Here is a 13,928-nt window from a genome sequence, read left to right on the forward strand (position 1 = left end):
TACAATGCAGATCGTATTTTCAGATGCACAATATTGGGAAGATTTTCTTCCCCTTACTTTTACCCGTCCCGTTGCAGAAATGCGATGCGGAATCCTTACTTTTTCAGAAAGATGGCAGAAAATATTAGGTGAAACGGAAATTTCTTATTTCACCGAAAATTATCTGCAGGAAAAATTCAGAAGTCCTGAAGAAAAGGAAGGACTTTTTTTAGTGCCTAATTTTATCCCGACTGAAAATGTAATTCAGCAGATCAGGGAACTCAGACAAGGAGAGGCATTGGTCTACGAAGATGAGCTCATTGCCGCCCATATCAATATGAAAGGATTTTCCTTAAGCCAGATTGAAAAAATGACAGATATTAAGGAAGAGCTGGTATTTTTTAAAACTCCAAAAGATTTATTTACCTATAACCATAAGGCAATCGATTTTGACTTTGAGTTGCTTACCCGGGGAAGAATATCTCAGGAACTTTCCTCTACCAATGGATTTATTGGAGATAAAAAGGATTTGTTTATAGAAGAAGGAGCTTATGTAGAATTCTCCACACTCAATACAAAGACCGGAAAAATTTATATCGGTAAAAATGCAGAAGTGATGGAAGGCTGTCATCTCCGTGGCCCGATTACACTGGGAGAAAATTCCAAATTCAATTTAGGAGCTAAAATTTACGGAGCTACAACAATCGGTCCTCAATGTAAAGTCGGGGGTGAGGTCAACAATATTATTATTTTCGGCTATTCAAGCAAAGGACATGACGGGTTTATTGGAAACTCTGTGATTGGTGAATGGTGTAATTTCGGAGCAGACACCAATTCCTCGAACATGAAAAACAATTACGGAAACGTAAGATTCTGGAATTACAGAACGAAAGCATTTCAAGATACGGGATTGCAATTTGCAGGTTTAATTATGGGCGATCATTCTAAGACAGCTATTAATACCCAATTGAATACAGGAACTGTTGTGGGGGTAGCTTCTAATATTTTTAAAGAAGGCTTTCCTCCGAATCTTGTGGAGAATTTTTCTTGGGGCGGATTTAAAGATGATGAAAGGTTTAAGCTGGATAAAGCCTACGAAGTAGCAGAAAGAGCTATGGCAAGAAGAAATGTGGCTTTAACGGATGAAGATAAAGCGATCTTAAAACATATTTTTGATACGTATTAAGTATAATATAAATGAACTTCAAAATTTTTTGAAGTTTTTTTATTTCCGGATGTAATGGATTTCATTTTTTAATTGTCTTATTAATAGAAACAAAACTTATGACCCAAGAGACCTTTAAGAATACGGTGTTTATTCTCAAAAATGAGATGTATCGTTTTGCGAAAAGGTTCGTTATGAGCAGTGATGAAGCAGAAGATGTTGTGCAGGACCTTATGATTAAGTTTTGGCAGAAAAAAGATGAGCTGGAACAATTCGGGAATTTAAAATCCTATGCGTTGAAAGCCGTCCGGAACGAATGCCTGAACAGGCTGAAGCACCACGATGTAAAATTAGGCTTTGCAGATATGCAGCTACATCGGTCTGAGCTGTACAGCATGGAAGTCAATAATCTTAAAGAACAGATTATCGGTTTTATCAACCAGCTTCCTGAGAAACAAAGAATGGTCATCCATTTGAAAGATGTAGAAGAATATGAAGTGTCGGAAATTTCTGAACTTCTGGAAATGGAAGAAAACGCAGTAAGGGTAAACCTTATGCGGGCAAGACAAAAAGTAAAAGAACAAATTTCACAACTGATGAGCTATGAACAAAGATCAATTTCAAAATAAATACGATGAAATCTTCCAGACTTTAAAGGAAGATAAAATGGATTGGGATTTTGAAGATTTTCTTCAAAAAGCTGAAGGCAAAAATGAAAATGCAAAAATAATCCCTCTCGAAAAGAAACAACCGTCATTCCCGAAATGGTTCTGGATGGCTGCAGGTTTCATATTAATCTTTAGTGTAGGTTTCCTTTTTAACTATAATAATCAGGAGACAGATGGTAATGATCGGGCAAAACTGGTTCAGACTGAAGTTTTAAAACAAAAAAATGATTTCATCAACGAAAATCATACACTTCAGAACCAGGTAGCCGTCAATCATACAGATTCTATTTCCGGGGCCAGGAAAGATTCCATTTTCGAAGATAAGGCTATGGCGGAAAAAGATGTTTTAGATGAGATCCTTCCCAAAAGAGGAAGACTGAAAAAAGAAGCCAAACCAAGATTTGTGGATAATTCTTCCTATAAAAATAAAATTTCTACGGATTCTACAGGTTATAAAGACTCTTATGTTATTGTAAACGGAAAGAGGATCGATAACGTGGAAGAAGCTATTAATGTAACTAAATATTCATTCCAGATATTGGCCAACAACGTTAGTGAAACACTGGCACAACCTAAAGTAATGAATGACGATTATTAAAATAAAGATGCTCCTGATCAGGCACTAATAATCAAACTAAACAATTAAAATTGACTCATGAAAAAAACACTGATAATATTCGCACTTGCCTTCTCACATTTTTTTAATATGTATGGGCAGGAAGACAAATTTGATAAGCTTTTTGACAAGTATCAGGAAGTAGAAGGAGTAACCTCTATTAAAATTGCAAAACCGATGTTCGGAATGCTGAGCAGCCTGAATATTGATGATTCCCAGCTTGATCAGATCAAACCGTTTTTATCAAAAATTAATGGATTGAAGGTTTTGATCACGGAAAGCCCGGAAGATGCCAACAGTGCAGATGCTCTGAAAGTCCAGAGTAACCTTTCGCAACTAAGTAAAGATATTTCTTCGTATCTGAAAAATCTTAATTACAGCGAAATTATGACGGTAAATAATTCCGGTGCTAAAATAAAATTTCTTTCCTCAAAGGCAATTGACGGAATGGTTGATGATCTCCTGTTAAGTATAAATGCAGGCGGAGGAGAAAATATTCTGGTAAAACTGGACGGGAAACTTTCAATGGATGATGTCAATAAGATCATCAATTCCAGTGAAACCAAAAATAATCCGACAAGTAATACAAGAAGTAATCTGACATCTGAAAATACATCTTCCTATTTGAGCGGTGAATCCAGAAATGTAGGTGAGTTCTCAGGAATTCAGGTGAGCACAGGCGTGAGCGTGGTTTTTAAACAGGAAAGTCCTACGAATGTAAAAGTAATTGCTGATGCGGACAAGCTGCAATATGTAATTACCAAAGTGGAAAGCGGAGTTTTGAAAGTATATGTGGATAACAAAGGAACAAAAAACTTAAAATTCAAGAATTTAAGTGTAAATGTTTCTTCTCCAAAAATGAATAATATCAAAATTTCATCCGGATCAAGCTTTACGACTGTGAATTCTGTGAATGAGAACGATCTGGTTCTGGATGCTTCATCGGGAGGAATAATTAAAGGGAAATTTAATATCTCTCGGAATACCCGGGTTGAAGCTACATCAGGGGCTGTTGTCAAAGCGAATATGAATGTTAAAGATATTGTTGTGAAAGGCTCAAGCGGATCCAATACAACTATTGAAGGTCAAGCCGGTACGGCAGTATTCGATATCAACAGCGGCGCACTTTGTAAAGCGGATCAATTAAAAGTAAATAATGCTGAAGCGGAATCTACTTCCGGGGGAAATCTTTCAGTGAACGTAGTAGATAAGTTTAAAGCGAAAGCTTCATCGGGAGGAGTGATAAAATATAAAGGAAATCCTGAAATTGATTCTGATATCAGTAAAGTTTCAGGGGGAAGCTTAAAACCCATCAACTAAAAATTAATAGCCATGAAAATTTTGAATAATGTCTTTCTGTTGATTTGTACCATGTTTCTGCTACAGTCATGCGTTTCTCACAGACCGAATATGGCCTTCTTTACAGATTCTGAATATGATTTTAAAGGAGCAAAATTTGTAAGTATGAATGTTCCGCTATTTTTAGCAAAACCATACATCAAAAAAGCATTAAGAGAAGACGGCGAAGATGAAGAAGTAATAAGACTGGTCAGAAAGGTTTCAAAGATAAAAATACTGACGGTTGAGAACGGAAATAAAGACATGTTAAAAGAATATGCCCGCTATTTAAATGATAATAATTATGAAGATTGGGCAACGATAAAACATGATGGAGATGACGTAAACGTAAGAGTGAAACAAAAGGGGAATGCCGTTAAAAATATGCTTATCACGGTAAATTCAGATAAAGATCTTGTTTTTGTAGATGTAAAAGGGAATTTTACGGCAGATGATATATCAAAAATGATCAGTTCCGTTTCGGATAAATAGCACAAGCTATTAAAGGCAAGTAACTTCATATACTAAATTATTTTGTAGATCACCGCTCTCATTCAGGAGCGGTTTTTCGATTTAAGTTATTGATTATTAAATTTTATGTAAACTATCAAAAAGAATTTTCATATCTCACCAAAATAGCCTAATTTTGCAAAGAAAGTAAAGATGTCTATTCATAACAAAATTGTAGAGACAGCCATCACTTTCGATGACGTTCTTCTAGTCCCTTCTTACTCAGAAGTTTTACCTAACCAGGTTTCATTAAAATCAAGACTTACCGACAAAATTACGCTGAATGTTCCGATAGTTTCTGCTGCAATGGACACAGTTACTGAAGGCGATCTGGCAATTGCTCTTGCAAGAGTCGGAGGCTTAGGCTTCATTCACAAAAATATGCCGATCGCGGAACAGGCTGCACAGGTAAACCGTGTAAAACGTTCGGAAAATGGCATGATTTCCGATCCTGTTACCCTTTCAAAAGATCATACGTTAGGACAGGCTAAAGAGATGATGGCCAAATATAAAATTTCAGGTCTGCCTGTGGTAGATCCGGATAACATTTTAATCGGAATCATCACCAACAGAGATGTAAAGTATCAGGAAAACCTTGATATGAAAGTGGAGGAGATCATGACGAAAGAAAAGCTTATTACCTCCGATAAAGATACCAACCTTGAAAAAGCAAAAGAAATCCTTCTTAAAAACAGAGTTGAAAAACTTCCTATCGTTGATAAAGACAATAAGTTGGTTGGATTAATTACTATTAAAGATATTGATAATCAACTAGAATATCCCAATGCCAATAAAGATAAAAACGGTCGCCTTATCGTGGGAGCTGGAGTTGGAGTTGGAGAAGATACTTTAGATAGAATCGCTGCACTAGTTCAGGCAGGGGTGGATATTATCGGTATCGATTCCGCACACGGACATTCTAAAGGAGTATTGGATAAAATTGCAGAGATCAGAAAAACTTATCCTGATTTGGATATCGTTGGAGGAAATATCGTAACGGCAGAAGCTGCAAAAGACCTGATCAAAGCAGGCGCCAATGTTCTTAAAGTAGGGGTTGGCCCGGGGTCTATCTGTACCACCAGGGTGGTTGCCGGAGTTGGGGTTCCTCAGTTGTCAGCCATTTATAACGTATATGAATATGCTAAATCTAAAAATGTAACGGTAATTGCAGACGGAGGAATCAAGCTTTCAGGAGATATCGTGAAAGCTATTGCCAGTGGGGCAGGAGCTGTAATGTTGGGTTCTCTATTAGCAGGAACAGATGAAGCACCGGGAGAAGAAATTATCTTCCAGGGAAGAAAATTCAAATCGTATCAGGGAATGGGAAGCCTTTCTGCAATGAAAAGAGGAGGAAAAGAAAGATACTTCCAGAGTGAAGCCAAAAAATTCGTTCCGGAAGGAATTGAAGGAAGAGTGCCGCACAAAGGAAAATTAGAAGATGTGATCTTCCAGTTGACGGGTGGTTTAAGAGCCGGAATGGGATACTGTGGTGCAAAAGACATTGAAGCTCTACAGAAAGACACGAAAATGGTGAGAATTACGGGAAGCGGATTGAAAGAATCTCATCCGCATGATGTCATCATCACTCAAGAGGCCCCGAATTATTCTTTATAAAAGAAAATACATATATAGTATGGTAAGCTCACGGGATTCTGTGAGCTTTTTTATTCAACCCTGCGGAACTTGAATCCCGGCTTGATGACTTTGTTTAAGAATTTGCCTTTAGACTGTGCTGCACGGAAATTATCCAGAATTTTTTGAGGGACATTCAAATAATCATACACGGCCCCCGACTGATATATAATACGCAATATTTCAGTTTCAGGAAAATATAAATAATGATGTATCACTGAAGAAGGCATATAAGATGATATGCAAAAAATATTCCTTACAAATTAAAAAGCTTTCGGATTCCGAAAGCTTTTTACTGTAGAGTATTTTATTTTTTTACAAACTTGAATTCATAGGTCTCAGAATCTTTCATAATGATTTTTAAAACATACATTCCTGAAGAAAGTTGAGAAACATTCACTTTTTGTTCGAAAACTTCAGATAAGGCCAATTGTCCGGAAATATTGTAAATCTGGATAAGCCTACCATTATCAATACCTGAAATGGTAATAAAATCAGAAACAGGGTTAGGGAAAATTTGAATCTTTCTTTTTACCGCTTCGGATATGGCAAGAGTGGTCGTATGTACATCACCTGTCATAGTAGAATTGGCGGCAGTCAGATTTCCACCGCATCCTCCCGCCTGTTGAGTGAAGGTGGTATTTTCCACCCAGGTTCCAACAGTATTGCTTGGCGGATTAAGTGCAGCATTGTTTCCTGTGGAATTATAATAAACCAATGAAGGCGAAGTAAAGGTTCCATATCCCTCATCTGCAAGGAACTCCCATCTTGTGAGGGTATTGTTCCATTGAAGTTTAAACTCACAGCTTCCAAGTCCGCTGCACGACTGTCCGTCTATAGGGGTGGTCATGTAAATGTTCTTCCCATGGGGATCTACTCCGGTTTTCGTAAAGGTATAGGTCTGGTTGTCGAATATATTATAACATCCTTTAAATGTTATGGTTTGTGCGGAAATAACACTTCCGAAAGCCAAACACAATAAGTATAAAGATTTCATAACTTATTAATTAAAAGATGGATAAATACCTTGTAAAGCAATAATGCATCTTAATGTAACAAACGGTGGTCTGTTTTCGTGTGGCTGACTTCCTCCTGTAGGAGAAATCATGGTTCCTTTCAAGGTTGTATTTGCTGCTGCGTCAGAATATTCCTTGTCCAATCCTTTCGTATCGGCGGGAAGATTATTTGTAGGAGAGTTTTGGTTTCCTTCAGCACTTACTGCATTCACAGTATGAGTATGGGCAGGCATTTGTTGGGTGGTTAAAGTAACCGTTTCCGCACCGCCTATTTCTCCAATTATATAAGGGCTTAATCCAGGTCCTTGTCCTTGAGAGATAAGAACTCTTCCCCTCATATCGGGTAACGCAAAAGTAGTGGTTCCATTTCCTCCGTAAGTAGTCCCTAATAAAGAAAAAAGAGCTTGATTTTGTGCAATGGATAACAATTGCCCGTTACAATCGGCCCAGCCATTAGGAGCTTTGTTATAAGGAACGAATGCGATTTGTCCAAGAAATGGTTCAGCAGCTTGTGCTTGTAGAGCTGATGCACATACACTGCAGATCAGCAGGGTACATGCTAAGAATGTTTTTTTCATGATAGTTAGTTTAGGATTACTAAGTTAAGTAATATTTCAACGATAAAACAAAAAAACCTTTCAGGATTTACTGAAAGGTTAATTATGTTGAAATACGAGATTTAATTCCGGAGATTATTTTTGAAATCCTCAATCCGGTAATCCGTTAGGGCGTTGCCTTTTTCGATTTTCTCTTTTGAATACAAACGGAAGTCATTTTCTGTTTTTTCCAAAAGATAGTCATAAGGTCCTATTGAAGAAATAAGCTTTACCAACACCGGTGAAATTTCAAGACAGATAAACAGTCCCATAATAAAGGCAGCGGCTAAGCCTATAATGGCCGAGTTTTTCCCCAACTCATCCAAAGCCTGTAATCTGGCTGCAAAACCGTTAAATTTATCTTCAAAAGTTTCTGTAGACTTTCTTTCTGTTTCCAGGTTGGTATACACTTTTGAAATTTCTTTATCCAGATATTCCAATCTTGGTGCAGACTGTTTTTGGAAGCTCTCCAGATCCTGTCGCCTTTGTTCCTTAAGCTCCTGCTTACGCTTCGCATTTGGTCCAAAGCCTTCTTTTCCGCTCGTTAATCCGGATTGTTTTCCCAAAATTTCTTTTTCCAGTTCTACGGATGCGGAGTCATAAGATTTCTGATATTGAGCTATTTTATCTGAAATTTGTTTTTTCTCCGTTTCAAACGGACCGCTTTGCTGTAGTATCCGTCCGCTCATTTCTGCCTGAAGTTGCTTTTTATTTCTCTGGATAATGGTATTAAGTTGTTTGTTCACCTCTTTCTCGAAAATTTTAAGCTCAAGAGGTTTAGAAATGATAATTCCTAAAAAAGTAGCCAAAACCAACCTCGGAATAGCCATTAAAACCTGATTTCCCCAACTTCCGGTTTTCTTTATTGAAGACACAATATACCGGTCAAGATTAAAGATCATTAATCCCCATAAAATTCCAAAGCCAACCGATGCCCAGATATTATCAAATACAGTGTACATGGCATAGCCTGCGGAAAGTGTAGCAAAAACAGCTGTAAAAAGAACAATTCCCCCGATTCCGGCAAACTTGTTCCATTCACTAGGTGTCTTCCTTAAAATATGGATGTTTCCTCCGGAGCATACCAGCAGAAACTTCTGAAACCAATTCATAGAATGATTTACCTGATTTATAGTTTGTTGAGTATTTTTCATGCAATGAAAATTTATACAAAAGTAATACTAAAAATCGTACCATTGTTAAAGATAGTATTATGTTTTGCCAAGTATGTATTTTGCTTTGTGTAAATCATTGAAAATCAATTATTTTAATTTTTAATTGAAACTTAGTTTACTTTTTTTTAATATTTTATGACTTCTAATTTTAGTTTTCTTTAAAAAAGTGATAGGTTTGCACGAAATTTTTTAAAAAAAAGTAAATAAATGAAAAGAATCAGTACAATTTTTCTATTAATGTTTTTTATTAATGCATTTTCTCAGGATTCGCATGGTAAAGAATGTGGATTTGATATTCTGATGAGAAAAATGGATGACAGAAATCCTGATTTTAAAAAGAGAAGATTAGAAGCGGATACCCACATCAGTAATTTGGATAAGCAATCTTATCTTAATAAGGTTGGAGCAACTTCTTCATGGAATGGGCTGTATACAGGGCAAACCTATGAAATTCCTGTTGTAGTCCACGTTATTGAATCTACGGCAGCAGCAAACAGTAACCTGACTGTAACAGATCAGGAAATCAAAGACTGGATTGCAAGAGCCAACAGCATGTATGCAACAACTTACGGGAATGGTTTTTATCCTGAAGGATCAGGGCCAACGGGTGGGGCCGTAATGCCATTTAAACTTGTTTTGGCTAAAAGATCTCCCAACTGTTTACCAACAACCGGGATTATCAGATATAACGGAAGTACGATGCCATTATACGATACAAGAGGGGTGAAAATGTCCAGCTCAAGTGGTGTAAATGATTATGATATTAAAAATCAGCTTGCCCCGCACTGGCCGGAGAATTCATACTTTAATATTTATGTCGTTATCGGGTTTGACGGACAGCAGCAGCTATCTTACGGTTTAATGGGATATGCGATGTTTCCTACTGCATATGACTACGATTATGAAAGCTTTATGAAAGTAGCAACCATTAAAAATCAAAATGATACTACACTTACTCACGAATTAGGCCATGCTTTTGGATTATACCATACCTTCCAGGGAGTAGCTTATACGAACCAGACAAGTTGTCCGGTAAATAATAACTGTGCTACAGATGGAGATTTGGTTTGTGATACATCACCTTCAAGAAGTATGTATGGCGTTAGCGTACCTAGTAATTCTAGCATTGATCCATGTACGGGGCAAAACTTCGATGGTACACAATATAACATTATGAATTACACAAGCGTGGAACGTAAGTTTACGGAAGGACAAAGGGACAGGGCTGTCTTAATGATGATGGATTACAGAAAAAATCTTCTTAATTCTTTAGGGGCTAAAGATCCTGCTGCCATAATCCCGTCTCCGGTTACTGTAATTCCTGCTCAATGTAATCCGGCCGGAATCGTGAATGATATCAATAATAATTATGCAATAGGACCATACAGAGTTGTTTTCGGAACAATAAACAGTATGAGCAACGGATATGATTCTGATGAGGCTTCCCCTATTTATTATGCTGATTATGCTAATGCAACCTGTATTAGACCTGCTTATTACACAGATATTTCAGCTACATCTACGACACCGTTGAAAATTTCATTCATGAACGGATTTCCGCAAGCGGATAAATTCAGAATAAAAGTTTGGATTGACTATAATAACAATGGAGCTTTTGAAGCTGGTGAGTTAGTTACCAATACCGTATCTTCGAATTTAAATGCAGGATCTGCAGTAACACTTACAAGTAATATAACTCCTCCGTCTTCAGCAGTGAAAAACACTTATTTAAGAATGAGGGTGGCAGTGGATGCGGCAACTTTCAACGCTGTTATGCTTCCTGACTTCGATGCTTGTTCTCAGTTACAGTACGGGCAAATGGAAGATTATGCTGTAAAAGTACTAGACGTATTGTCGACTTCTGAAGTAAAAGGAAAATCCGACACTAAAATCGTTTATGTGAAGGGAGAAAATAAACTTAAACTGGTTGGAAACGGAAATGAGACTTTTGGAGATTACCAAATCTTCGATATGAGTGGAAAACTGATCCAAAAAGGTGAATCCAGATCAAATGAAGTTCAGATCACCAATGAATTGCCGAGAGGCACTTATATCATCAATTATTCTAAAGGCTCAAAGAAGTTCTTAAATAACTAATCTTTTATAGATTTCTAAAACAATATCAAAAAGCCGTAAAATTTCACTTTTACGGCTTTTTATTTTATTGGTAAACAGGGAGTTATTTCATTTATTAAAATAGTCTTATCTTTAATATCCAATTATAAAATATTTGAGTTATGAAACATGTAATAAGATTTTCAGTAGTGACTATCCTGTTATTTTTCTTTTCATGTAAAAAAGAAAAAACAGTAGATATGGAACTTAAGGAAGCTGCTGCCAGTATGAATAAGCTTACTCCGCAGACTCTTAACGATATGATCCGCTTAGACAGTGTTTCTTCAGAGCCTGATAAAATTTTTAAATACAATTATACTTTATTGGGAGATGTGAAAGAAAATGTTTCCGAAGAACAAATCAATGATTTTAAAAAAGAAGCTAAACAGGAAGCGATAAATGCCATAAAAACATCTGAAGATCTGAAGGAATTCAGAGACAATGATGTAACATTGAAATATATTTATTATGATAAGAACGGCAAACGTACAGCCGATTTTACCGTTACGCCTTCTGAATATAAAAGTAAATAATGAAAAGAAGTCCGGATCCGTGTTATTTTATCCGATCCGGATTTTGTTTCAGAAAGCTGTCCCAGCCTGAATATGATTTTGATTCTGCAATCATTCCTGAATTGAAATGGTGACAAACTGCTACTGCCAGTCCATCTGATGCGTCCAGGTATTTAGTAGGGAACTCCTTTAGGTTTAAAAGATTTTGCAACATTCCCGCAACCTGTTCCTTACTCGCATTTCCGTTGCCGGTAATTGCCATTTTTATTTTTTTGGGAGAATACTCTGTAATGGGAATATTTCTGTGTAAGCTGGCAGCCATTGCTACTCCCTGAGCTCGACCCAGTTTCAGCATACTTTGTACATTTTTTCCATAAAATGGGGCTTCCAATGCCACTTCATCAGGGTGAAATTCATCAATCAGAGCCAGTGTCTTATCAAAAATATATTTAAGTTTGGTTTCATGGTTCGGATATTTTTTTAACATAAGCTCATGAATGGAAACCATTTCCATTTTCCCTTTTTTAATGGAAATAATACCAAAACCCATTATAGTAGTTCCGGGATCAATTCCTAATATAATCTTCTCTGAAATCATTGGTCCAAAGATATAACTTTCCTCATTCACTTACCGGAAGAAAAAATAATAAAACGAATCTGTTTTTCAGAAAAACTTCTTAACTTCAAGAAAAAATTAACATGAAAAATCTATTATGCTTTTTTATTCTTCCCGTTTTTGTGTTAGGTAATTCGTTGCCAGTTAATTATTTAGGGAAAAAACAAGGAGTTGAAGCCGAAAGCTACTTTGAAAAAGACAGTCAGATTGTATATCTTTTCTTTAAAGTGGAAAAAAGCAATTCCGGTCAGGAAAAAATAACCTTACAAGGTAAAAAAATGTCACCCGGGAAACTCAAGCTTGAGCCTGCTTTTGACAGAGGTTCAGCCAATGTCGGAGATTATATTATTTCTTTGCATGATTCAAGCGGAAAAGAAGTTGGAAAACAGTTGATAAAAGACCCGTTGCATCCCGAAATGGAAGTTTATGAAGACGGAATCAGCAGAAATAAAATGACTCTTCAAAATGCTGAATTCAGTATAAGATATTCTCATTCAGGAAGTATTGCCATGGTAAAAATTGAGAAAATCACTAAAGGAGGAACCCAATTACTATTCACACAAAAACTTTAATCATGAAAAAAACTATATTTTGTTTACTGCTCAGTAGCTTTTGTTTCTCTCAGACTTTTGAAACGGTAGCTCTTTTACAAAACGGAAGCAATGACAAGAGAATTAATATTGCGGTTTTAGGAGACGGTTTTACAGCTGCACAATTACCCAATTTTGTCACTTCTGCACAGAATACGGTCAATTACCTTTTTACAAAAAGCCCTTATACAGAATATAAAAATTACTTTAATGCATATGCTATCAAGGTGATTTCTAATGAAACAGGAGTAAAGCACCCGGGAACGGCAACAGATGTCGCAGAGCCTGTAATTCCGGTTACCAATCCTAATAATTATTTAGGATCAAGTTTTGATTTCGGTGTTCACCGTTGCATCTACAGTAATACAACTAATACTGTGGCACAAGTGCTTGCCGCCAACCTTCCCGATTATGACATTACTTATATACTTGGAAATTCTACGGAGTACGGCGGTTGTGGGGGAACTTATGCCTTTGCCTCTTTAAATGCTTCGGCCAATGAGATTGTAGTCCATGAATTGGGGCATTCTTTTGGAAAGCTTGCTGATGAATACTGGTTTTCGGGGTCAGGAGAATCAGCTAATAAAACCCAGAATTCAAATCCGGCTACTATTAAATGGAAAAACTGGGTGGGCACAAATAATGTTGGTATTTATCCTCATGCAGAAAGCCCTGCCTGGTTCCGCCCGCATCAGAGTTGTGAGATGAGGTATCTTAACCAGCAATTCTGCTCTGTATGCAAAGAAGCTATTATTGAGAAGATACATACATTAGTATCGCCTGTAGATTCTTTCACTCCTGCCAATAGCAGCACGGTAAATGCCAATGCCGATGTTACTTTTACAGTTAATGAAATACTGCCAATCCCAAATACATTAGTCAATAGCTGGACATTGAACGGAACAACGCTTGCCGGAACAGGAAATTCAATTACCATTACGCCAAGTCAGTTGAATACGGGAAATAATACCTTACTCTTTTCTGTAACCGATAACAATCCTTTATTATTAGTTACTAATCACAGTACCGTTCACTTTACCAATGTTACCTGGACTCTGAATAAATCTACTCTTGGAACTTCTGAGATCAAAGCTGAAGAAAGAAGATTCAGTATTTATCCGAATCCAACCAACGGGGAATTGTATATAAAAGGGAAAAAAGATTTTTCAAAGAATGTGAAAGTTTCTCTGTATGATGGGTCCGGAAAAATGATTCCGGTAAGGTTTGAGATGAAAGATTCATCAACATTATTTGTAGATATAAATAATCTGACTCCCGGAGCCTACACATTGGGAGTAACCGAAAATAAAGAACTTATTATTTCTCATAAAATAGTTAAAGAATAAGTAAAAGTGATTAAATAAGGAAAATCGGCTTCGGGCCGATTTTTTTATGGGTAA

The 13,928-nt window shown here is 36.7% G+C and carries 15 protein-coding genes; 10 read left to right on the forward strand and 5 right to left on the reverse strand.

The annotated features are described in order from the left end of the window. Positions 1 to 4 precede the first annotated feature (4 nt). The 6 genes from BCF58_RS00065 to guaB all read left to right on the forward strand — a co-directional run bounded on the left by BCF58_RS00065 (position 5) and on the right by guaB (position 5,890). Positions 5 to 1,165 (forward strand): GlmU family protein, encoded by a 1,161-nt coding sequence (locus BCF58_RS00065; protein ID WP_121459775.1) that lies wholly within the window; start codon positions 5 to 7, stop codon positions 1,163 to 1,165. Between the two features lie 146 nt (positions 1,166 to 1,311). Continuing rightward, positions 1,312 to 1,773 (forward strand): RNA polymerase sigma factor, encoded by a 462-nt coding sequence (locus BCF58_RS00070; protein WP_228434747.1) that lies wholly within the window; start codon positions 1,312 to 1,314, stop codon positions 1,771 to 1,773. Continuing rightward, complete coding sequence (locus tag BCF58_RS00075; RefSeq protein ID WP_121459777.1) at positions 1,748 to 2,410, forward strand: hypothetical protein; 663 nt, start codon at positions 1,748 to 1,750, stop codon at positions 2,408 to 2,410. Before BCF58_RS00070 ends, BCF58_RS00075 begins: the two co-directional genes overlap by 26 nt. A 57-nt stretch (positions 2,411 to 2,467) precedes the next feature. Further along, a complete protein-coding gene (locus tag BCF58_RS00080) occupies positions 2,468 to 3,748 on the forward strand; it encodes a DUF4252 domain-containing protein (RefSeq protein WP_121459778.1) in 1,281 nt (426 codons plus the stop codon). A gap of 12 nt (positions 3,749 to 3,760) precedes the next feature. Then, on the forward strand, positions 3,761 to 4,258 hold the full coding sequence (locus tag BCF58_RS00085) for a DUF4252 domain-containing protein (RefSeq protein ID WP_121459779.1): 498 nt from the start codon (positions 3,761 to 3,763) through the stop codon (positions 4,256 to 4,258). 171 nt (positions 4,259 to 4,429) lie between these two features. Next, on the forward strand, positions 4,430 to 5,890 hold the full coding sequence (gene guaB / locus BCF58_RS00090) for an IMP dehydrogenase (protein ID WP_121459780.1): 1,461 nt from the start codon (positions 4,430 to 4,432) through the stop codon (positions 5,888 to 5,890). A 50-nt stretch (positions 5,891 to 5,940) separates the two neighbouring features. Here guaB and BCF58_RS00095 read toward each other — a convergent pair whose 3' ends face one another. The 4 genes from BCF58_RS00095 to BCF58_RS00110 form a co-directional block, all read right to left on the reverse strand. Further along, a complete protein-coding gene (locus tag BCF58_RS00095) occupies positions 5,941 to 6,138 on the reverse strand; it encodes a KTSC domain-containing protein (protein WP_121459781.1) in 198 nt (65 codons plus the stop codon). A gap of 77 nt (positions 6,139 to 6,215) precedes the next feature. Further along, complete coding sequence (locus BCF58_RS00100; RefSeq protein ID WP_121459782.1) at positions 6,216 to 6,905, reverse strand: T9SS type A sorting domain-containing protein; 690 nt, start codon at positions 6,903 to 6,905, stop codon at positions 6,216 to 6,218. Positions 6,906 to 6,911: 6 nt separating this feature from the next. Continuing rightward, entirely contained in the window at positions 6,912 to 7,502 is a 591-nt protein-coding gene (locus BCF58_RS00105) for a phage tail protein (RefSeq protein WP_121459783.1), read from the reverse strand. A 101-nt stretch (positions 7,503 to 7,603) separates the two neighbouring features. After that, positions 7,604 to 8,674, reverse strand: coding sequence for a DUF4407 domain-containing protein (locus tag BCF58_RS00110; protein WP_121459784.1), 1,071 nt, complete (start codon positions 8,672 to 8,674; stop codon positions 7,604 to 7,606). A 228-nt stretch (positions 8,675 to 8,902) separates the two neighbouring features. Here BCF58_RS00110 and BCF58_RS00115 point away from each other — a divergent pair, with 228 nt between their 5' ends. After that, entirely contained in the window at positions 8,903 to 10,792 is a 1,890-nt protein-coding gene (locus BCF58_RS00115) for a zinc-dependent metalloprotease (protein ID WP_121459785.1), read from the forward strand. Positions 10,793 to 10,932: 140 nt separating this feature from the next. Beyond that, complete coding sequence (locus tag BCF58_RS00120) at positions 10,933 to 11,343, forward strand: hypothetical protein (protein WP_121459786.1); 411 nt, start codon at positions 10,933 to 10,935, stop codon at positions 11,341 to 11,343. Between the two features lie 22 nt (positions 11,344 to 11,365). Here the strand turns inward: BCF58_RS00120 and ruvC are convergent, their stop codons facing one another. Then, complete coding sequence (gene ruvC / locus BCF58_RS00125) at positions 11,366 to 11,920, reverse strand: crossover junction endodeoxyribonuclease RuvC (protein WP_121459787.1); 555 nt, start codon at positions 11,918 to 11,920, stop codon at positions 11,366 to 11,368. Between the two features lie 101 nt (positions 11,921 to 12,021). Here ruvC and BCF58_RS00130 point away from each other — a divergent pair, with 101 nt between their 5' ends. Then, positions 12,022 to 12,510, forward strand: a complete 489-nt coding sequence (locus BCF58_RS00130) for a hypothetical protein (protein ID WP_121459788.1) — start codon at positions 12,022 to 12,024, stop codon at positions 12,508 to 12,510. A gap of 2 nt (positions 12,511 to 12,512) precedes the next feature. After that, the gene (locus BCF58_RS00135; RefSeq protein ID WP_121459789.1) at positions 12,513 to 13,874 is read left to right on the forward strand and encodes a T9SS type A sorting domain-containing protein; all 1,362 of its coding nucleotides are present in this window, start codon (positions 12,513 to 12,515) and stop codon (positions 13,872 to 13,874) included. Positions 13,875 to 13,928: the final 54 nt, after the last annotated feature.

Source organism: Chryseobacterium defluvii (assembly GCF_003634775.1).
GTDB classification, from domain to species: domain Bacteria; phylum Bacteroidota; class Bacteroidia; order Flavobacteriales; family Weeksellaceae; genus Chryseobacterium; species Chryseobacterium defluvii.